The sequence below is a fragment of the Nocardia sp. NPDC056100 genome (assembly GCF_042266325.1).
GTDB lineage: Bacteria > Actinomycetota > Actinomycetes > Mycobacteriales > Mycobacteriaceae > Nocardia.
On record NZ_JBHJVY010000004.1, the window covers coordinates 915,597 to 934,785 of the forward strand.

Genomic DNA, 19,189 nt, shown 5'->3' on the forward strand with positions numbered 1-19,189 from the left:
GCGGCGGCCGGAATCCGGTCGGCTGCCCAGCATCAGCTGGACACGTGTCGGTACAGTCGAGGGCATGTGTGCGCCGTTGCCGACATTGTGCGGAAAGCCGGTGGCGACGGATCGGGCGCTGGTGATGGCGATCGTGAACCGGACGCCGGACTCGTTCTATGACCGGGGTGCGACCTTCTCCGATGAGGCGGCCATGGCCGCGGTCACCCGGGCAGTGGACGAGGGCGCCGATCTCGTCGATATCGGCGGAGTGAAGGCCGGTCCCGGTAGCGATGTGGATGCCGCCGAGGAGGCGCGCCGGGTGGTGCCGTTCGTCGCCGCTATCCGGCAGCGATTTCCCGAGCTGCTGATCAGTATCGACACCTGGCGGGCCGAGGTCGCGCGGGCCGCCGTGCACGCGGGCGCGGATCTGATCAACGACACCTGGTCCGGGGCGGACCCGGGACTGGTCGAGGTCGCCGCCGAGTTGAACGCCGGAATTGTGTGCAGTCACACCGGCGGAGCCATTCCGCGGACCCGTCCGCATCGGGTGCGCTATACCGATGTAGTGACCGAGGTCACCGAAACCGTTGTCGCGGCCGCCGAGAATGCGGTCGCGGCGGGAGTTTCCAAAGACTCGATATTGATAGACCCCACGCATGATTTCGGGAAAAACACGTATCACGGGCTCGATTTGTTGCGTTCTGTGGACGTTCTTGTGAATACCGGATGGCCGGTCTTGATGGCGCTGAGTAATAAGGATTTCATCGGAGAGACTCTTGGTGTCGAGCTATCCGAGCGATTGGAGGGCACATTGGCAGCGACTGCATGGTCGGCCGCAGCGGGTGCTCGAGTTTTCCGGGTACACGAAGTAGCGGCCACCCGACGCGTGGTGGACATGATCGCCGCGATCCAGGGCCTGCGCCCACCCGCCCGAACCCTGCGAGGTCTGGCATGAACAAGGTGACCGACTGGGTGACCAGCAATACCTGGGACCGCCCCGAATGGACCGTCGAGGAACTCGTGGCCGCCAAGGGCGACCGCACCGTCTCGGTGGTCCTGCCCGCACTCAACGAAGAAGCCACGGTCGCGACCGTGGTGGCCAGCATCCGGCCCCTGCTGGGCACGCTGGTGGACGAACTCGTCGTTCTGGACTCCGGTTCCACCGACGCCACCGCCGAGCTCGCACAGGCCGCCGGAGCGCGCGTGGTGACCCGCGAACAGGCCGTGCCCGAACTCGATCCGGTTCCGGGCAAGGGGGAGGTGCTGTGGCGCTCACTGGCCGTCACCTCCGGTGATCTGGTGGCGTTCGTGGACTCCGATCTCATCGACCCGGACCCGATGTTCGTGCCGAAACTGCTCGGGCCGCTGCTCACGGTCGACGGAATGCACCTGGTGAAGGCGTATTACCGGCGTCCGCTGCGGCAGGGCGCGAGCATCGACGACAACGGCGGCGGCCGCGTCACCGAACTGGTGGCCCGCCCACTGCTGTCGGCGCTGCGCCCGGCGCTGTCGAATGTCCTGCAGCCCTTGGGTGGTGAGTACGCGGGCACCCGCGAACTGCTCACCGCGGTGCCGTTCGCACCCGGCTACGGCGTGGAGATCGGGTTGCTGCTCGATACCCACGACATGCTCGGACTGTCCGCCATCGGGCAGGTGAATCTCGGTGTGCGCCAGCACCGCAACCGCCCGCTGTCCGAACTCGGGGTGATGAGCCGGCAGATCCTGGGCACCGTGCTCGGACGTGCCGGGGTCTCCGACTCGGGTGCCGCGCTGACCCAATTCCCGCTGATCAGTGGCGAATTCACGGCACGCTCCACGGATGTGTCGCTGGAGGATCGCCCGCCGATGAACACCCTGCGCCCGGAATGGGCTGCCGCGTAACGACCCCGGCGTCCCGGTCGCGTCCGCGACCGGGACTCAGCGGTCGTGCCGGTAGATCGGGGTGAGCAGGTCCGCCTCGATCGGCTCACCGGTATTGCGGTCGTAGCGCACGCCCACCACCGCCGAGAACGGGTGGGTGGCCGCGCGCTCGTGCAGCGTCGCCAATCGTGTTGCCAGCAAACGGATCGCGCCCAGTGAGGCCGGGGGATGCAATCCGTCGATGACAAGGACCGTTCCCTTACCGTCCGGGCGGGGGAGCCGGGCCAGGTACGCGATGTCGTACGGTTCGGTGCCGCCAGGGCGGTATACGCGCCGCGCGGCCCGATCCTCGATACCCCGGCGCACCCGGCCCGCGCGCGCCACCGTGCGGCGCAGCCGGGGGTCCGCGGCGACGAGATAGCGCAAGCTGGGCGATAATTCGGGGCCGCCGAGCACGATCAGGCCGTCCCGATCCAGATCCAGCGGCCGCCCGGGCAGGAAGCGCTGCACCGCCGCGGTGAACCCGAGTTCGCGTAGCAGCTCCACCAGGCGATGCGGCGCGGCCGCGTCCGGTGCGCCCACCAGGGCGATGGCGCGCGTGGTGCTGCGCACGTCCGGGGTGAGAATCGTGAGCGGGCCGTGTCCGAAGAACAGGCCCTCCGGCACCGGGCCCTGCGTGCTCACCTGATGGATGCGGGCCCGGGAAAGTCCGGCGGCCGCACCGATTCTGGCGAACGTCCAGCCCTCGGCATGTAGTTCGCGGATTACGGCGCGGCGTATACGCGTGAGCTCATTGATCTGCTGTTGCGCCGCCGCCACGCCGTCGGTGGCGGCTTTGAGGCGCTCGACCTTGTCCTCGATCGCGAACACCCGTGCCACCTCGTCGGCTGACATGGAGGCAGTCTAGATACCTGAACAGCCCCATGCGTCTAGACCGCTTGACGAAGTTGCTCTAGGTGGCGTCCGGATCGACCGGCGGACGTTCGTTGCGCTCCAGCGGTTTCTGCGGTTTCGGCATGGAGTAATCCTCGAAACCGCTGCTCGCGGCCGTGACCGGCTTGTCGAAGTTTCCGGTCAGAAACGAATCGTCGCCATTGAGAAGATGTTTGGTGACCAGAGTCTTGGGATTCATACCGCGGAGTTCGTTCAACTGCTCCAGCGGTTTGCGGATCTCCTCGAACTCCGGCCCCAACTCGTCCTTGAGTTGCTGCGTCGCACCGCTCGCGTAGTCGCGAGCCTGCCGCAGCGCATTGGTTGTCCAGCGCACGGCGCCGGGCAACCGCTCCGGGCCGAGGATCACGAGGGCGGCGACGAGCAGAATAAGTAGCTCGCCCCAGCTGATATTGCTGAACACGGTACCTATTCTGCCTTAATCCGATTCCAGGGTTACCGGCACATCGACTTCGCGGCCGTCGCGAATGAGGCGCACATTCACCTTCTGGCCGATCTCATTCGACTGCACCGCGACCGTCAATTCCTCCGGGCCGGTCACATCGCGATCGCCGACCTTCACGATCACATCGCCCTCCACGATGCCCGCCTTGGCGGCCGGGCTACCGGCCTGCACATCGGCGACGGCCGCACCGCTCATCACGTCATTGGCGACGATTTTGGTCTTGGCGCTCACGCCCAGGCGCGGATGATGCACCGACCCGTCCCGGATCAGCGCCTGCGAAATCCGCTTCACCTGATCCACCGGAATCGCGAAGCCCAGACCCACCGAACCACCGCTCTCGGACTTGATAGCCGAGTTGATGCCGATCAGTCGCCCCGTCATATCCACCAGCGCGCCACCGGAATTGCCGTGATTGATCGCGGCATCGGTCTGCACGGCGTCGAGCGTGGCATTGGTATCGGTGCCCTCGCCGCCCACCTTCACCGGACGGTGCAGCGCGGAGACGATACCGGAGGTGACGGTCTTCTCCAGGCCCAGCGGCGAACCGATGGCCAGCACATCGTCGCCGACCTTCACATCGTTGGAATTGCCGAGCTGAATCACCGACAGGTTCTTCACATCGACTTTCAGCACCGCCAGATCGGATTTGATATCGCGGCCGACAATGCTGGTCGGCACCCGGGTGCCATCGGAGAACACCACTTGCAGTTGGGCTTTGCCGCTCTTGTCATTGGCGGCCAGTGAGATCACGTGATTATTGGTCACGATGTAGCCCGCGCCGTCGATCACCACACCCGAACCCGTGGAACCGGAATCGCCGACCCAGGCGCGCACGGTCACCATCGCGGGCATGACGGTGTCCACGACCTTGGAAATCTGGCCGTGCGCCACATTCGTCGAATCGGCGGACTGCAATGAGACTTTGCGCGAGGTCAGCGCCGATTCGGCGGTGAGCCGGCCGACCAGACCGCCCAGCAGACCGCTCATCAACCCGACGACCAGCGCGATCACGGCCAGAATGGCCAGCGCCGCGGGCGCGACCTTACCGCCGAACAGCACCTCCCTGGCACTGATCTGGCGGCCCTGCGTCAGCGGCGGCGGCAGCGGGGTGCCCACGGCCGGAGTGCCAAGGCGGGCAGCGGAATTCGGATCCCGCCACGGGTCGGCGGGCCCGGCCGCGGCGGCCGTCTCGGCCTTGGCCTCGGGATCGCGCTGCAGGAGCTCCTGTGAACCGGTGGGACGGCCGAACGCCTCGGCCAGCACCGCGTCCGGCGGCCGGTTCTGCACCTGCGGGCCGTCCGTGGCGGCGGCAGCGGCCGCGGCGGCGGCCGTGCGCGGTGAGAACGAGCCGTTCTGCCCACTCGGGCGGCGGAAGGCGCGTGCGGTATGCGTGTCGACATGCGGCCGCATTACCGGCCGCGGTCCCAGGACCGGTGCGTCCGACGGCCTCAGGTTCCCCCGATCGGCCGCCGAATCCGAAGCCTGCGCGGAATTCTGCAGGTTGTTCGCCGCGGGCCCGTCACCCGGAACCGGGCCCGTGTTCTTCGATTCGGTGGTCACGCGATGAACTCTACTTGCGCCACCAGGATGTCCACCGTTTGCTGTCGAACGAATCTTGGCGCAGCCCGACGAAGTTCGCGCCGCGCGCGAAAGTTCCGCGATCCGCATTCAGCGTTTCCGCGGTGGGAAGTTCCGAGAGCGGGATGCGGCTCAGCGAATCGTGCAGGCGCATCGGCGCGGAAATCTGATCCGAGGACTGCCGCAGCGCAATGCGCGCCTGCTGCTGCGCGTCCACCTCCGCCGCGCATTCCACGCAGACGGAAAGATGGTGAGCGGCACGCAGGTACGCGTTCATCCGCAATTCGCCGTCCACATACGCGGCAATGGCCTCACTGGCCAGATGCTCGGTGGGGGCGAAACGCGGCGGACGCGGCGTTCTGTCCTCGCCACTCATAAGCTGCACACCCTTCCGGGACACCTCGGCTGCATCGGGAATGCCGGTGTTCGGGCGCTGGGCCCGGCGTGTCACCTGGCGTTCTCGGGGGCGGCGAAGCGCCGCTCCACTCCATTATGCGCAAGGTGTTCTTTGAGTGCCTGACGTCCTCGGTGGATCCGGCTGCGCACGGTGCCCAACTTGACCCCGAGCGTCGCGCCGATCTCCTCGTACGACAGACCTTCGATATCGCAGAGCACCACCGCGGCACGGAACTCCGGCGCCAGCGAATCGAGCGCCGCCTGCAGCTCCGGATCCAGATTCGCGTCGTGGTAGACCTGCTCGGGGCCCGGGCCCTCGGACGGCACCCGGTCGTAATCCTCGGGCAGCGCCTCCATGCGAATCCGATTGCGGCGCCGCACCATATCCAGGAACAGGTTCGTGGTGATGCGATGCAGCCAGCCCTCGAAGGTGCCCGGCTGATAGTTCTGCAGCGAGCGGAACACCCGGATGAAGGTTTCCTGGGTCAAATCCTCTGCGTCCTGCTGATCACCGGTGAGGCGGTAGGCCAGGCGGTACACGCGGTCGGCGTGCTCCCGGACCAGTTCGTCCCAGGTCGGCATCATGGTGCGGTCACCGGTGGCATCGAAGGCCGCGGTGCCGCTCAGGGCAGCCTCGTCGAGTTCGCTTTCCGGCACGGTGGTGCCGTCCAGCACGGAGTTCAAGTCCTGCGTGGGCAGGATGGCGGGTTCACGCGCCGCGTCGACCATGTGGATGGGATTACCTCCTACTCGGGACCGAAGTTCCGACTGCCGGGTACAACCGACCTGGTTGGTCGTGTGTTCCCCGCCCGCCGGACCGACTGTCGCTGGCCTGACTTGGCAATACTCTTGCCGGTCCCGATGTGGTGGTCGTATGCGCAGGCTGAGGGACACCTGAGAAAAATCGCCACACCGGCCGGTCGCCGCCGGGCTTTCCCGGTTCCGCGCCATTAGCCTCATAGCCGTGAGCCTCACTCCCGCGGCATCGAACCTGCAGCGCAACCTCGCCTACGTGGAGGAATCCGTCGCCGAGGACGAGATTCTGATCAGCGCGCGCGAACGCGCCCTCGAACTCGGCGCCGCACCGGTACCCCCGTCGGTGGGCGCACTTCTCAGTATGTACGCGCAATTGCTCGGTGCGCGAGCGGTCGTGGAGGTCGGCACCGGGGCCGGGGTGAGCGGACTCTGGCTGCTCGACGGCATGCGCGAGGACGGCACGCTCACCACCATCGATTCCGAACCCGAACATCAGCGCGCGGCGCGCGAGGCGTTCCGGTCCGCCGATATCGCGCCCGCGCGCACCCGGCTGATCAACGGCCGGGCGCTGGATGTGTTGCCGCGCTTGGCCGATGGCGCCTACGACCTGGTGTTCATCGATGCCGCACCGCTCGAGCATCCGCAGTACGTGGCGCAGGCGGTGCGATTACTCCGCGAGGGCGGGGCGATTCTGCTGCACAACGCGCTGCTCGGCGGGCGGGTGCCCGATCCGGCACAGCGCGATCCCCAGACCCAGGCGGTGCGCGCTGCCACGCGGGCCATCGCCGAGGATCCGGCGCTCACCAGTGTGCTGATTCCGGTCGGCGACGGACTGCTCTGCGCTTCGCGGGGCTGATCACCGCTCCACCGCCTCTGACCTGCGGATAGTTTTGTCCACGCGGGGACTTTCCGCGTAGCAGCAGCTGCTGCGGGGGAGGTGTTCCGCGCGTGGAACATCCGCGTTCGCGCTTGTTTTCGCACCCTTGACGGTTTCCTTCGGCGTGCGCTCTTGCCATCGCATTGAACGAGTGTTTAATCTATTGAACATGCGTTCAGCCTCTGAGGATCTGACCACCCGGGCCCGGATTCGCGATGCCGCGATCACCACCTTCGGCGAGCAGGGTTTCGGAGTGGGGGTGCGGGCCATCGCGGCCGCGGCGGGCGTCTCACCGGGTCTGGTCAACCACCACTTCGGGTCCAAGGAAGGGCTGCGCGCGGCGTGCGACGATCACGTCCGGGATGTCATCCGGGCCGCGAAAGTCGAATTCGCACAGCGTCCTTCACCCAACGGGCTGCTGGAACAGATGGCCGAGATCGAGGAATTCGCCCCGCATATGGCCTATATGCTGCGCAGCTTCCAATCCGGCGGCGATCTGCTGACCAGTTTCTTCGAGCATATGGTCGAGGATGTCGAGCAGTATCTGATCGCCGGTGTCGCCGCCGGAACCTACCGTCCCCCAAGGGATTTGAAGGCCACCGCCAGATACATCGCCACCACCAACGGCGGCGGCATGGTGATGTTCCTGCAGCTGTACGCGGCCCAGCACGAAGGCCGCATCGACTATCGAAAAGCCTTGCGCGAGTATGCCGATCACATGACCCTGCCCGCGCTCGAGATCTACACCAACGGGCTGCTCACCGACTCGATGGCGCTGGACACCCTCACCCAACAGCAGTAAAACCCACTGTCGTTTTCCTACAAGGAGATTCGATGAACACACCGGCCACCCCGGCCATCTCGGTCCGAGATCTGCACAAGAACTTCGGACAGGTGCGCGCCCTCGACGGTCTCGACCTGGAGGTCGCGGAGGGGGAGGTACACGGATTCCTCGGGCCCAACGGCGCGGGAAAATCCACCACCATTCGCGTGCTGCTCGGCATTCTGGCCCGCACCTCGGGTGCCGCCGAGGTGCTCGGGCGGGATCCGTGGACCGACGCGGTCGCCCTGCACCGCGATATCGCCTATGTGCCCGGCGATGTCACGCTGTGGCCGTCCCTGAGCGGCGGTGAGACCATCGATCTGCTGGCGCGCATGCGTGGCGGACTGGATCAGCAGCGGCGCGCCGATCTCATCGAGCGGTTCGAACTCGATCCGCGCAAGAAGGCCCGCACCTATTCCAAGGGCAATCGGCAGAAGGTGGCGCTGGTGTCGGCGTTCTCGTCCGAGGCCCGGCTGCTACTGCTCGACGAACCCACCTCGGGCCTGGATCCCTTGATGGAGCAGACCTTTCGCGAATGCGTGACCGAGGCCGCGGCGCGCGGCTGCACGGTGCTGCTGTCCAGCCACATCCTGTCCGAGGTGGAGGCGCTGTGCCAGCGCGTCACCATCATCCGGGCCGGGCGCACGGTGGAATCGGGCACGCTGGCCTCGATGCGGCATCTGAGCCGCACCGCCATCACCGCCGAAATGATCGGAGACCCGGGCGATCTCAGCCGGATTCCGGGCGTCGCGGACATCACCCTGGAGGGGCACACCCTGCACTGCCAGGTGGACAGCGAACATCTCGGCGAGCTCATCAAGGTGCTCGGTGACGCCGGTGTGCGCAGTCTGGTCAGCCAGCCGCCGACGCTGGAAGAGCTCTTCCTGCGGCACTATTCGCTCAACGGCGAGGACGCCGCCGAATCCGGCCGGGATTCCGCCGATCTGCAGCGGGCCGCGAAATGACCGCCATCACCGCACCTCGCTCGATCGAAAGCTCTTTACGGTCAACGGATTTCACCGGCACTGGGCAATTGCTGCGGCTGTACCTGCGCCGCGATCGCGTCGTGCTGCCGCTGTGGGTGCTGCTGCTGTCGCTGCCGCTGGGCAGTGTGTACATCAACAGCATCGTCAGCGTGTACCCGGACGAGGCCGACCGCGCCGGATTCGCCAACTCGATTCTCGCCAGTCCGGCCCAGCTGGCCATGTACGGGCCGGTGTACAACACCAGCCTCGGTGCGGTCGGCATCTGGAAGGCGGGGATGTTCTACAGCCTCATCGCCATCGCCACCATTCTCACCGTCATCCGGCACACCCGCGCCGAAGAGGAAACGGGCCGTGGGGAATTGGTGGCCGCCACCCGGGTCGGGCGCTACGCCGGGCTCACCGCGGCGCTCATCCTCGGCTACGGGGGTGCGCTGGCCACCGGCCTGATCGGCTTCCTGAGCCTGTCCGGCAGCAAGCTCACCGGTGACGACGCCAGGACCGGATCGCTGGCCTTCGGGCTCGCGCTGGCCGGATCCGGTGCGGTGTTCGCCTCGGTGGCCGCGGTGTGCGCGCAATTGACCACCAGTGCGCGGCTGGCCCGCGGCATCGCCTTCACGGTGCTCGCGGTGACCTTCACGCTGCGCGCCATCGGTGACGCCCGCGCCGGAGACGGGCCGACCAGCCCGCTGGTGTGGCTGTCACCGCAGGGCTGGTCATTGCAGGTGCGGCCGTTCGCGGGCAATCACTTCGCGGTGCTGCTGTTGCACGCGGCGGCGGTGATCGTGCTGACCCTCATCGCGTATTCGCTACTGCGGCACCGGGATATCGGTGCGGGACTGATCGCCGAACGCCCGGGCGCGGCCACCGCCGGACCCGGTTTGGCCGGACCGTTCGGACTGGCCTGGCGATTGCAGCGCGGCACCCTGATCGCCTGGACGGTCGGACTCGGCCTGTACGGATTGATCATCGGCAGCGTGATCCACGGCATCGGTGATGAATTGGGCAGCAGCCAGGCGATTCGCGATCTGATCACCCGGATGGGCGGCTCCGCCTCACTGGAGAATTCGATGATCAGCTACGCCTTCACCATGATCGGGGTGGCGGCGGCCGCCTACGCGGTATCGGCCGCGCTGCGCCTGCATTCGGAGGAGAGCAGCGATCACGCCGAAACCCTGCTCACCGGTGCGGTATCGCGAACCCGCTGGGCCGCATCGCATCTGCTGTTCGCCCTGCTGGGACCGGCGGTGGCACTGTGTGTTTCGGGTCTGCTCGGTGGCTTCGTGTACGGACGGGCGGCCGGTGACGTCGGCGGCAAACTGCCCGATGTGTTGGGCGCGGCGCTGATCCAACTGCCCGCGGTGTGGATATTCACCGGAATCACGGTGGCGCTGTTCGGTCTCGCGCCGCGCTGGACCCCGGTGGCGTGGGGCGTGCTGACCGCCGCCATCGCGGTCTTCCTGCTCGGTGCGATCTCCGGTGCCCCGCAATGGCTCCGCGACCTCGAACCGTTCGAACATCTGCCCAAGGTGCCCGGCGCCTCCTTCGACCTCGTGCCGGTGCTGATTCTGCTGGTCATCGCGGTCGCGCTGATTGCCTTGGGGCTCATCGGATTCCGCAGGCGCGACCTGCGCTGAACCGTCCGGAGGTGCCGCGAACCGTTGCCGACGGTTCGCGGCCCCTTCGGTATTTCCGGCAGGGGCAGTGCTGGGGCAGTCGCAGGGGTGGATTCGAATGGGCCGCAGGTGGTAAACGAGAGTAAGGAACGAAATAAGGAGGTGGGGCATGGAAGGTTTGATGCTCGGCATTCATCTGCCGGCAGGCTGGCTATGGCCCGCACTGATCATTTTCGGACTGGTCGTCTTCGCCGCGCTCCTGGTGCTGCTTCTGGTGAGCGGAGCCAGATTCGACGATCAATCACACGTGGTGCCCTCGACACCGGGGCCCTGTGAACCGTTCTGCGGGGGGCGCACCGTATCGCCCGTCTACCAGAACTGAACCGTCCTTCCGGACAACAGGATTACCGCGCGCGGATCGGGATACTCCAGGGGAAAGTTCGACGAGTGAGGTTTTCATGAGTCAGCGGGCCCCCGCCGTTGTCGGTCTGTATCTGCGCGAGTCGGGACGATGGCGACGCATCGCCGAGTTCCGGCTGAATTCGGACGGGCGGGCCAGCTTCCGCGCGGTCGATCCGGTCGAGGGCCTGGTCGCGCGCGTCTGGTATCACCAGGGCGTCGACCTCCTCGGCCAGGAGCGCACCGTGCTGCCCGCGGACGGCGCGGAATTCCTGCGAGCCCTGTTGCAGCCGTTCGGATTCCGCGATTACCGCTTCCGGGACGACAGCCGCCCGGGTCGCGCCGCGAACGGGCTGCCGCGCACCGGAGGCGGTCGCACGCGCATCGGGAACGGGTTGCCGCACACCGGTCATGCCGCGCTGCCGCATGACACCGGCGGCGCCGCAGCCGATTCCGACTGCGCGCACGGCACCCACCGCCCGTCCCGGCCCGCCGCGTGGCGAGCCCTGGACGAGGATGTCATCCGCTTCTGATCCGTGCGGGTCTAGAGGCTGTTGGCCAGCAGTACGTACTGCGCCGTCGCCTTCTTCTGCACCTCGTCCTGACTGCTGCCGGTCACCACGCCCACGAAGCGTTTGTAGACCACGTAGCAGCGGTAGGACGTGCTATCCGCGCGGTGCTGAACGCATTTGGTGTCCGGCACCTTGTCCGGCGCGCCGATCGCGGTCTCGCCCAGACTGCTGATCAATCCGGCCGTGAGATCGATACCGCCGCGCGCGTCCCGGGTGCGGAACAGATAGCCGTCCTTGGTGAGCGCCATGGCGTCCATGCCCGTATCGTTCACCAGCCGCTGCCGCAGGCTCTCGTCACCGGCCGGGTGAATGAGCATATTCGCGCCGTACACCGCGAAGTTGTCCGGGTCGGGGGTGTGAGAATCCCTGTCGGACACCAGGATTCGCGCCAGCAGCCGATCCGGATCCACCGGCAGCGCATCGATCTGATCGGCCGGCGTCGGGGTGAAGGCGTCCACCACCGGCACCTCGGCGTCGAGGGTCTTCTTCGCCCAGGACAGCAGATCCCCCTGATCCGCCTTGGGCCGCGAGATGAAGATGGAGATGACGAATTCCTTGCGCGCCATGACCACACCGATACTGCCGACACCGGGCCGCCAGTGCGAGAAGGCATCCGGATAATCCGCCAGCGACAACTTCTTGTTCTGATCCAGCGCGACGCTGAAGTCGGCGTCCTCCAACTCCTTGGCCGCCAGCTTGGCATTGTCGGCGGACGGGAAGCGCAGCAGCCGGATGGTGGCGGTGGTGCTGGCCGGATCCGGTGCGTTGGAACCGGCCGGATCGGGCAGATCCGAACCGCTCATGGCGAAACCGGCCACGAAACCGCGATTCTGCAGCACCGGTTTGGCCGAGGAGGACAGGTGGCTCACGCTCACCACATCATTGACGGTGGTCAGCACGATGCCGCCGCGCCCGATCTTGAGACTGGGATCGATCTGCACCGTCGGCACCACCGCCGACGCCATCCGCATACCCTCCAGCATCGGGCCGTTGCCGTTCGAATTGCGGTCGTAGGTGAATCGATTCACCGCGTAGGTGCCCGCGTCCAGGGTGCGGACGTCCATTTCCCCGGCGACGGCCTTACCCTTCTGCGCGCACCCGGACAGGGTGGCAGTCAGGGCCAGACAGGTGAGTGCGGTCAGGACCCTCGTTGCGCGGTTCATGGTCTTCCCTCCCGCGCGGCCCGGCGGGGCAGCGCTCCACCCACCGATTTTCGGACCCGGATGGGCGGCTGTCCACCGTTATCCGCGCGTCGCGGCTGCTCTCACACCCAAATGCCCTTGCCGACCGTGACCACCCCGCCATTGCTGAGCGCGAATCTGTCCCGGTCGCGATCCAGATCCACACCGATGATCTCGCCCTCGGACACCACCACGTTCTTGTCCAGAATCGCGTGCCGCACCACCGCGCCGCGGCCGATCCGCACCCCCGGCATGAGCACACTGCCCTCCACGGTCGCGCCGTCCTCCACCATCACATTGGAGAACAGCACCGAATTGCGGACCGTGGCCGCCGACAGAATGCTGCCCGCGCCCACGATCGATTCCTGCGCCAGCCCGCCGCGGCCGAATTTGGCGGGCGGCAGATTCTCCATGGCACCGCGAATCGGCCAGTGCCGGTTGTAGAGATCGAAGACCGGATCCACCGACACCAGATCCATATGCGCCTCGTAGAAGGCGTCGATGGTGCCCACATCACGCCAGTAGCCGCGGCTGCGATCGGTCGCGCCGGGCACCTCGTTGCCGCCGAAGTCGTACACCGAGGCCGCGCCCGCGCGCACCAGGGCCGGAATGATGTCCCCGCCCATATCGTGATCGGAGTCGTTGTCATCGGCGTCCGCGCGGATCGCGTCCACCAGCACCTTGGTGGTGAAGACGTAATTGCCCATCGAGGCGAAGGTGACATTCGGATCGTCCGGCGTGCCCGGCGGATGCGCGGGTTTCTCCAGAAAGCCGGTGATGCGGCCGGATTCGTCGGTGTCGATGCAGCCGAACGCGCTCGCGGTGCTGCGCGGTACCCGGATGCCCGCCACCGTGACGCCCGCACCGGATTCGATATGCGCCTGCACCATCTGCTCCGGATCCATCCGGTACACGTGGTCCGCGCCGAAGACCACGATGTACTCGGGGTCCTCGTCATAGATCAGGTTCAGCGATTGCATGATGGCGTCCGCGCTGCCGGTGTACCAGCGCGGGCCGAGCCGCTGCTGCGCCGGAACCGGGGTGATGTACTCGCCGCCGAACCCGGACAGCCGCCAGGTCTGCGAGATATGCCGGTCCAGCGAATGCGATTTGTACTGGGTGAGAACACAGATCCGCAGATAACCGGCATTCACCAGATTCGACAGCACGAAATCGATGAGCCGGTACGCGCCGCCGAACGGCACCGCGGGCTTGGCGCGATCCTTGGTGAGCGGAAAGAGTCGCTTGCCCTCGCCACCGGCGAGCACGATCCCGAGTACGTGCGGCTGGCTCCTCACACTCGCCAAACTACCGGGTATAGCGGAACCCTGAATGAACGTGTCCGTCTACGTCGCCCGCCGCGTCGCGTGTTCACGGCCCCGCAAGCCGTGGTTCGTCGCCGCTCCACTCCGCCGCCGCGTTCCCGCGCCGCGCCGCACACGGGACGGCGAACCGCGGGCCGGGTCGTGAACTCTGTGTTTTCTTTCATCGATGTGGGCCCGAGCCGCCCGGTGGCAGGCTGTAGTTTGAATCGGTGAGTTACGGCGCGGACGGCGGGCGCGAACTTCGAGTCGCGATGATGACCCGCGAATACCCGCCCGAGGTGTACGGCGGGGCGGGAGTGCATGTCACCGAACTGATCCCGCGCCTGCGGGCGCTGTGCGATGTGACCGTGCACTGCATGGGGGTGCAGCGCACCGATGCCGTGGTGCACCAGGCCGATCCGATGCTGTACGCCGCCAACTCCGCTCTGCAGATGATGTCCGCGCAATTGCGCATGGCCGATGCCGCCGGTGGCTCCGACGTCGCGCATTCGCACACCTGGTACACCGGACTTGCCGGGCATCTGGCCGCGGAGCTGTACGGGATTCCGCATGTGCTGACCGCGCATTCGCTCGAACCCCGGCGGCCCTGGAAGGCCGAACAGCTCGGCGGCGGCTATCGGCTGTCCTCCTGGTCCGAGCACAATGCCATGACCTACGCCGATGCCGTGATCGCGGTGAGCAAGGGGATGCGCGGCGATGTGCTCGCCGCCTACCCGGATATCGATCCCGCGAAAGTGCATGTGGTGCACAACGGAATCGACGCACAGGTCTGGCATCCCGGCGGACCCGCCCGCGATACCCGCGACATTCTCGCGGAACTCGGGGTGCGGCGGGATCGGCCGGTGGTGGCGTTCGTCGGGCGCATCACCCGGCAGAAGGGCGTCTCGCACCTGCTGGCCGCCGCCCGGTATCTGGATCCGGATATTCAATTGGTGCTGCTCGCCGGGGCCGCCGATACGCCCGCCATGGAAGCCGAAGTGGCCGGAGCCGTCCGCGAACTCGGCAAGACCCGGGACGCGGTGTTCTGGGTGCGCGAGATGCTGCCCACCGAATTGGTGCGCCAGGTGCTCGCCGCCGCAACGGTTTTCGTCTGCCCCTCGGTGTACGAACCGCTCGGCATCGTGAATCTGGAGGCCATGGCCTGCGGCACCGCCGTGGTCGCCTCCGATGTCGGCGGCATTCCCGAGGTGGTGGATCGGGACGCCACCGGGCGGCTGGTGCACTACGACGAGCACGCGCCCGACGCCTTCGAACGCGGACTGGCGCGGGCCGTCAACCAGGTGGCCGCGGATCCCGCGACGGCCGCCGCCATGGGTGCGGCCGGACGGGCGCGCGCCATCGCCGAATTCGATTGGGACCGCATCGCCGCGCAGACCGCGAAGATCTACGACCTGGTGCGCAAGAACTAGAGGTCGTAGCGCATGAACACGTCGGCGCGGTCGTAGGGCGTCGGCGGCAGCTCCGACGGCGGCACGTGTACGAAACCGATCGATTCGTAAAGGTGCACCGCCGGAGCCAGTTTCGAATTGCTGGCCAGGATCAGCGAGGTCGCGCCCAGCGCCCGCGCCTGCTCGATGGCCGCGCGCAGCAGCACCCGGCCGATACCGCGACCCTGAAAGCGCGGCGAGACAGCCATTTTGGAGAGTTCGAAGACGCCGTGACCCTCGGCGACGAGCGCGACGCAGCCCGCGGCCTCCGCACCGGCGCGGGCGATGAGCACCCGACCGCCCTCGTCGACGATGCGTTGCGGATGGTCCAGGGTGACCAGGTCCGCGGCCTCGACCGCGAAGAGTTCGGTGATCCACTCCAGATTGAGGTCCTTGAAGGCGCGCGCGTCGGCGGCGGTGGTCATCGGCTCGACCGTGATCGAGCGCTGCTCCGGGGCGAGGGAATCCGTTTGCTGAGTCACCCGTTCAGCATGTCCCGCCTGCACCTATAACGTCCAATACTTGATAGCTCGGATTGATATGTTGAACTTATGATCGAAGGGGTTGAGCTGCGGCACCTGCGCTACTTCCGCGCCGTCGCCGAGGAACTGCACTTCGGGCGCGCCGCCGCCCGGCTGCACATCGCACAGCCCGCGCTCACCCAGCAGATCCAGCGGCTGGAAACCCTGCTCGGCGCACGGCTTTTCGATCGCACCTCGCGCACCGTCGCGCTCACCGCCGCCGGGACCGTACTGCTGGAACGATCCCGGGCGCTGCTCGGGCACGCCGAACGCGATCTCGCCGAAATCCATCGGATCGGCCAGGGCAGTCAGGGCACGCTGTACCTCGGCTTCGTGCCCTCGGTACTGCCGCTGGAACCGCTGCGCGGCGTACGGGCCTTCCGGGACCGTTTCCCGCTGGTCGAGGTGGACCTGGTGGAAGGGTTCACCAGCCATCTGATGGAACGGCTCGCGCACGGCGCGCTGGATCTGGCCATCGTGCGCGATCCGGACGAACAGCCCGGCACCGTCACCACCCCGCTGATCACCGAACCGTTTGTGGCGATCCTGCCCGCCGACCATCCGGACGCGCACCGGGACAGCATCACCGGAACCGAACTGGTCACCAATCCGATGGTGTTCTATCCGCGCGCGGCGGGTGGGCGCGCCTATGACAAGAACCTCGCACCGCTGCTGGAATCCGGTCATCGGCCGCGCATCGTGCAGGAGGGTACCAACTGGACGATCCTGCTGTATCTGGTCGCGGCGGGACTCGGGGTCACCGTCGCACCGCGCAGCGCCACCTTCACCGCACCCGAATCGGTGCGCATCATCCCGCTCGCCGGGACCGATGCCGCCACCACGATCTACACCGCGCACCGTGCCGACGACAACCGGCCGCTGGTGCGCAATCTGCTGGATCTGCTGCCGAATCAGCCGCGCGGGCGATAGACCGATACTGTCACCGACGCGGTCACCTCGAACGGATCCGGCAGGGCCGCGATGCGTTCGGCGCGCTGTTCGGCCGCGTGGAATGCGGACGGTCCCATCGCGGACACATTCGCGATATCGGTGTGCGTCAATGACATTCGATACTCGACCGGAGTGCGGTCCAGCAGTTCGAAGCGATCTTCCAGCGAATCGGCGAGTCGCTCGGTTTTGCCCGCGTCCACGCGGACCATGTCGAGCGGCTCGATCAACTCGGTCAAATGCCGCGGCGTCGGGGTGACGACAAAAAACCGCCCGCCCGGATTCAGCACCCGGGCAACCTCTTCCGCATTGCGCGGCGCGAAAACCGACAGCACCGCCGCGACCGCCCCCGTGCGCACCGGCAGCCCGCGCCAGGCATCGGCGAGCACCGCCCCGGCTCGCTCATGCGCCCGGGCACTGCGCCGCGCGGCCGGTTTGGACACATCCAATGCCAGCCCGCGCGCGCCGGGCATCGCATCCAATGCCATAGCCAGGTAGTAACCCGTACCCGCACCGATCTCCAGTACCGCCTCCGCCGTCGCGGGTGTCGCCGCAGTGGTTGTCGGGCCACTCGAACCGATCGGCAGCAGGGTCGCCGCGAGCCGTGCCGCCGAGGCCGCGGTCACAGCCGCGCCCGGGCGTGTCATGCCGCTGTCGCGTGCGTGTGCGGTCCTGGGAGGTGCGGGCATGGCCGCGACAGCCGCCGCCAGGGCCGCGGCGATGGGCGTGAAATGACCGGCCCGCTGGAAGTCCGCGCGGGCGTCGAGCATGGCCGGGGTATCGCCGGTCATCTTGGTGGAGGCGCCGGTGAGCAGGCTGATATAGCCCTGTTTGGCGATATCGAAACTGTGCCCGCGCGGGCAGCGCAGGGTGTGCTCGCGGGGGCCGAGGTCCCGACCGCATTCCGGGCAGGACAGTAGGTCGGCGCAGGCGATCAGGCGATCGGCCGGGCCGAGGGGGTATGCGTTCTGAACCGATATGCCGGTGAGCGGCTGCTCTCCGGATCCTCGGGGTTCGGGGGCCGAGTCTCCGAGTGCCCCGGAGGGCGGGTTGCTCACCGGCACAGGCAAGTCTGGCAACTAGCTGGTGACACTCTTGAGTTCGTCACCCAGTGCCGCAGCTTCCTCCGGCGTGAGCTCGACGACCAAACGCCCGCCACCCTCGAGTGGAACCCGCATGACGATTCCACGCCCTTCCTTGGTTGCCTCGAGGGGACCGTCCCCGGTGCGGGGCTTCATGGCCGCCATCCTCTGCTCCCTCCAGATCTGCGCGAATATCTGCGCACTTTCATGGAACTCCAGTTGTCACCAACCAGGCAGCCCGCCGACATGTGGCGGGCTACACCATGACCATTCTTCCCTATCGCGGATCGGGGCGGGTACCTGAGTTCCAAAAACCGACCGTTGTGGCGTTCATGGAGTCCTGACATTCACCCAGCAATCGGCGATGTGATCGTCTACCATCCCCGTCGCCTGCATGAGTGCGTACGCAGTAGTGGGTCCTACGAACTTGAATCCGAGCCGCTTCAGTTCTTTTGCGAGAGCGGTGGATTCGACCGTGACGGCGGGCACATCGGCCAGGGTGCGTGGCCGCTTTCCCGGGGCCGGGGCGAAGGACCAGAGCAGCTCGTCCAGGGATCGTCCCAGGTCGCGAGCAACCCGCGCGTTGTGGATGCTGGCGTGGATTTTGGCGCTATTGCGAACTATGCCCGGATCGGCCATCAGGCGTTCCACATCCGCGTCCCCGAACTCCGCCACCCGCTCGATCACGAACCCGTCGAACGCCGCGCGGAAGGCCGGGCGCTTGCGCAGAATCGTGATCCACGCCAGCCCCGACTGGAACGCCTCCAGGCACACCCGCTCGAACAGGGCGTCATCCCCGTGCAGCGGGCGACCCCACTCCTGATCGTGGTAATCCCGATACAACTGCGACCCGTCGGCCCACCCGCAGCGGGTCCGGCCGTCACTCGGTTCGGCCGCCGCGGTCATCGCGCACCCGGCTCGGTGCTGCCGGGGGTGCCGGGCTCGGCCGCCGGGCTCGGCACGGCGGGTTGGCCACTCACGCCGTGGTCGCCCGGGAGCGGGGTCGGGTCGGCGGCGGGGAGCACCTCGGGAACGGGCGCGGCTGCGCCGGAGAGCGCGTCCGGGGCCATCCGGCGGGGTGCGGGTGGTTCGGCGGGAATCGGAGCGCCATTGGGCGATACGGCGATACCCGCGAGATGGTTGCCGGAGCGGGCGTGCGCCAGCTGGGTTTCGAGTTCGTCGATGCGCGCCGCCAGGCGGGTGAGGGCCCAGTCGACCTCGCCCGCCTTGTAGCCGCGGATCACCTGCTGGAAGCGCAGCGCGCGCACATCCGCCCCGCTGATGCCCTCGGCGGGCAGGACCGTCGCGGTGGTGTTCTCCGGTAGCGGGCCGAGCTCTTCCGACCGTCCGAACAGCGCGCTGACGACCAGGAACAGCAGGGCGGCTACCAGGCCGACGATCAGCACGTACAGAAGCAGCGTGAGCATGCTCCCGAGCTTAGGTGCCGACCGGGGCGCGGCCACATCT

21 protein-coding genes and 1 pseudogene are annotated in these 19,189 nt (G+C 67.2%); 10 read left to right on the forward strand and 12 right to left on the reverse strand.

Annotation, left to right across the window (positions count from 1 at the left end; all coding sequences use genetic code 11):
• Positions 1–64: 64 nt before the first annotated feature.
• A complete protein-coding gene (gene folP, locus ACFC0O_RS34635) occupies positions 65–937 on the forward strand; it encodes a dihydropteroate synthase (protein WP_375965560.1) in 873 nt (290 codons plus the stop codon).
• Complete coding sequence (locus tag ACFC0O_RS34640; RefSeq protein ID WP_375965562.1) at positions 934–1,863, forward strand: glucosyl-3-phosphoglycerate synthase; 930 nt, start codon at positions 934–936, stop codon at positions 1,861–1,863. The genes folP and ACFC0O_RS34640 overlap by 4 nt, the downstream gene beginning before the upstream one ends.
• Positions 1,864–1,899: 36 nt before the next feature.
• On the opposite strand, the gene ACFC0O_RS34645 is transcribed toward ACFC0O_RS34640, so the two are convergent.
• The 5 genes from ACFC0O_RS34645 to sigE form a co-directional block, all read right to left on the reverse strand.
• Positions 1,900–2,736, reverse strand: coding sequence for a hypothetical protein (locus ACFC0O_RS34645; RefSeq protein ID WP_364640017.1), 837 nt, complete (start codon positions 2,734–2,736; stop codon positions 1,900–1,902).
• Between the two features lie 58 nt (positions 2,737–2,794).
• Complete coding sequence (gene tatB / locus ACFC0O_RS34650) at positions 2,795–3,196, reverse strand: Sec-independent protein translocase protein TatB (RefSeq protein ID WP_364640014.1); 402 nt, start codon at positions 3,194–3,196, stop codon at positions 2,795–2,797.
• A 15-nt stretch (positions 3,197–3,211) separates the two neighbouring features.
• Positions 3,212–4,798 carry a S1C family serine protease gene (locus tag ACFC0O_RS34655; RefSeq protein WP_375965565.1) on the reverse strand — a complete coding sequence of 529 codons (1,587 nt, stop codon included), beginning with the start codon at positions 4,796–4,798 and terminating at the stop codon, positions 3,212–3,214.
• 10 nt (positions 4,799–4,808) lie between these two features.
• The gene (locus tag ACFC0O_RS34660; RefSeq protein ID WP_364640011.1) at positions 4,809–5,192 is read right to left on the reverse strand and encodes a hypothetical protein; all 384 of its coding nucleotides are present in this window, start codon (positions 5,190–5,192) and stop codon (positions 4,809–4,811) included.
• 71 nt (positions 5,193–5,263) lie between these two features.
• Positions 5,264–5,941, reverse strand: coding sequence for an RNA polymerase sigma factor SigE (sigE, locus tag ACFC0O_RS34665; RefSeq protein WP_364640008.1), 678 nt, complete (start codon positions 5,939–5,941; stop codon positions 5,264–5,266).
• A 235-nt stretch (positions 5,942–6,176) separates the two neighbouring features.
• Between sigE and ACFC0O_RS34670 the strand changes: the two genes are divergently transcribed.
• The 6 genes from ACFC0O_RS34670 to ACFC0O_RS34695 all read left to right on the forward strand — a co-directional run bounded on the left by ACFC0O_RS34670 (position 6,177) and on the right by ACFC0O_RS34695 (position 11,199).
• Positions 6,177–6,824, forward strand: coding sequence for an O-methyltransferase (locus ACFC0O_RS34670; RefSeq protein ID WP_364640006.1), 648 nt, complete (start codon positions 6,177–6,179; stop codon positions 6,822–6,824).
• A 190-nt stretch (positions 6,825–7,014) separates the two neighbouring features.
• Positions 7,015–7,647, forward strand: coding sequence for a TetR family transcriptional regulator (locus ACFC0O_RS34675; RefSeq protein ID WP_375965569.1), 633 nt, complete (start codon positions 7,015–7,017; stop codon positions 7,645–7,647).
• Positions 7,648–7,679: 32 nt separating this feature from the next.
• Positions 7,680–8,633, forward strand: coding sequence for an ATP-binding cassette domain-containing protein (locus ACFC0O_RS34680; RefSeq protein ID WP_375965571.1), 954 nt, complete (start codon positions 7,680–7,682; stop codon positions 8,631–8,633).
• On the forward strand, positions 8,630–10,288 hold the full coding sequence (locus tag ACFC0O_RS34685; protein ID WP_375965574.1) for an ABC transporter permease: 1,659 nt from the start codon (positions 8,630–8,632) through the stop codon (positions 10,286–10,288). The genes ACFC0O_RS34680 and ACFC0O_RS34685 overlap by 4 nt, the downstream gene beginning before the upstream one ends.
• A 148-nt stretch (positions 10,289–10,436) precedes the next feature.
• The gene (locus ACFC0O_RS34690) at positions 10,437–10,649 is read left to right on the forward strand and encodes a hypothetical protein (RefSeq protein ID WP_375965577.1); all 213 of its coding nucleotides are present in this window, start codon (positions 10,437–10,439) and stop codon (positions 10,647–10,649) included.
• Positions 10,650–10,725: 76 nt separating this feature from the next.
• Positions 10,726–11,199: a hypothetical protein gene (locus ACFC0O_RS34695; RefSeq protein ID WP_375965580.1), complete on the forward strand. Its 474-nt coding sequence runs from the start codon at positions 10,726–10,728 to the stop codon at positions 11,197–11,199.
• An 11-nt stretch (positions 11,200–11,210) separates the two neighbouring features.
• Here the strand turns inward: ACFC0O_RS34695 and ACFC0O_RS34700 are convergent, their stop codons facing one another.
• Both ACFC0O_RS34700 and glgC read right to left on the reverse strand, forming a co-directional pair.
• Positions 11,211–12,401 (reverse strand): hypothetical protein, encoded by a 1,191-nt coding sequence (locus tag ACFC0O_RS34700; protein ID WP_375965582.1) that lies wholly within the window; start codon positions 12,399–12,401, stop codon positions 11,211–11,213.
• Positions 12,402–12,502: 101 nt separating this feature from the next.
• Complete coding sequence (gene glgC / locus ACFC0O_RS34705) at positions 12,503–13,717, reverse strand: glucose-1-phosphate adenylyltransferase (RefSeq protein WP_364639985.1); 1,215 nt, start codon at positions 13,715–13,717, stop codon at positions 12,503–12,505.
• 278 nt (positions 13,718–13,995) lie between these two features.
• On the opposite strand from glgC, the gene glgA reads away from it, so the two are divergent.
• Positions 13,996–15,153 (forward strand): glycogen synthase, encoded by a 1,158-nt coding sequence (gene glgA, locus ACFC0O_RS34710; RefSeq protein WP_364640506.1) that lies wholly within the window; start codon positions 13,996–13,998, stop codon positions 15,151–15,153.
• Here glgA and ACFC0O_RS34715 read toward each other — a convergent pair.
• On the reverse strand, positions 15,150–15,653 hold the full coding sequence (locus tag ACFC0O_RS34715; protein ID WP_375965587.1) for a GNAT family N-acetyltransferase: 504 nt from the start codon (positions 15,651–15,653) through the stop codon (positions 15,150–15,152). The genes glgA and ACFC0O_RS34715 overlap by 4 nt on opposite strands.
• Positions 15,654–15,722: 69 nt before the next feature.
• Between ACFC0O_RS34715 and ACFC0O_RS34720 the strand changes: the two genes are divergently transcribed.
• The gene (locus ACFC0O_RS34720; RefSeq protein WP_375965590.1) at positions 15,723–16,622 is read left to right on the forward strand and encodes a LysR family transcriptional regulator; all 900 of its coding nucleotides are present in this window, start codon (positions 15,723–15,725) and stop codon (positions 16,620–16,622) included.
• Here ACFC0O_RS34720 and ACFC0O_RS34725 read toward each other — a convergent pair.
• The 4 genes and pseudogenes from ACFC0O_RS34725 to ACFC0O_RS34740 form a co-directional block, all read right to left on the reverse strand.
• A complete protein-coding gene (locus ACFC0O_RS34725; RefSeq protein WP_375966427.1) occupies positions 16,604–17,578 on the reverse strand; it encodes a putative RNA methyltransferase in 975 nt (324 codons plus the stop codon). The two genes, ACFC0O_RS34720 and ACFC0O_RS34725, sit on opposite strands and share 19 nt — an antisense overlap.
• A gap of 141 nt (positions 17,579–17,719) precedes the next feature.
• Positions 17,720–17,887 (reverse strand): DUF3117 domain-containing protein, encoded by a 168-nt coding sequence (locus ACFC0O_RS34730; RefSeq protein ID WP_006554284.1) that lies wholly within the window; start codon positions 17,885–17,887, stop codon positions 17,720–17,722.
• Positions 17,888–18,052: 165 nt separating this feature from the next.
• Positions 18,053–18,628 (reverse strand): DNA-3-methyladenine glycosylase I, encoded by a 576-nt coding sequence (locus tag ACFC0O_RS34735; RefSeq protein WP_375965595.1) that lies wholly within the window; start codon positions 18,626–18,628, stop codon positions 18,053–18,055.
• A 221-nt stretch (positions 18,629–18,849) separates the two neighbouring features.
• Positions 18,850–19,149, reverse strand: a pseudogene (locus ACFC0O_RS34740) (DivIVA domain-containing protein); the annotation flags it as partial.
• Between the last annotated feature and the right edge of the window lie 40 nt (positions 19,150–19,189).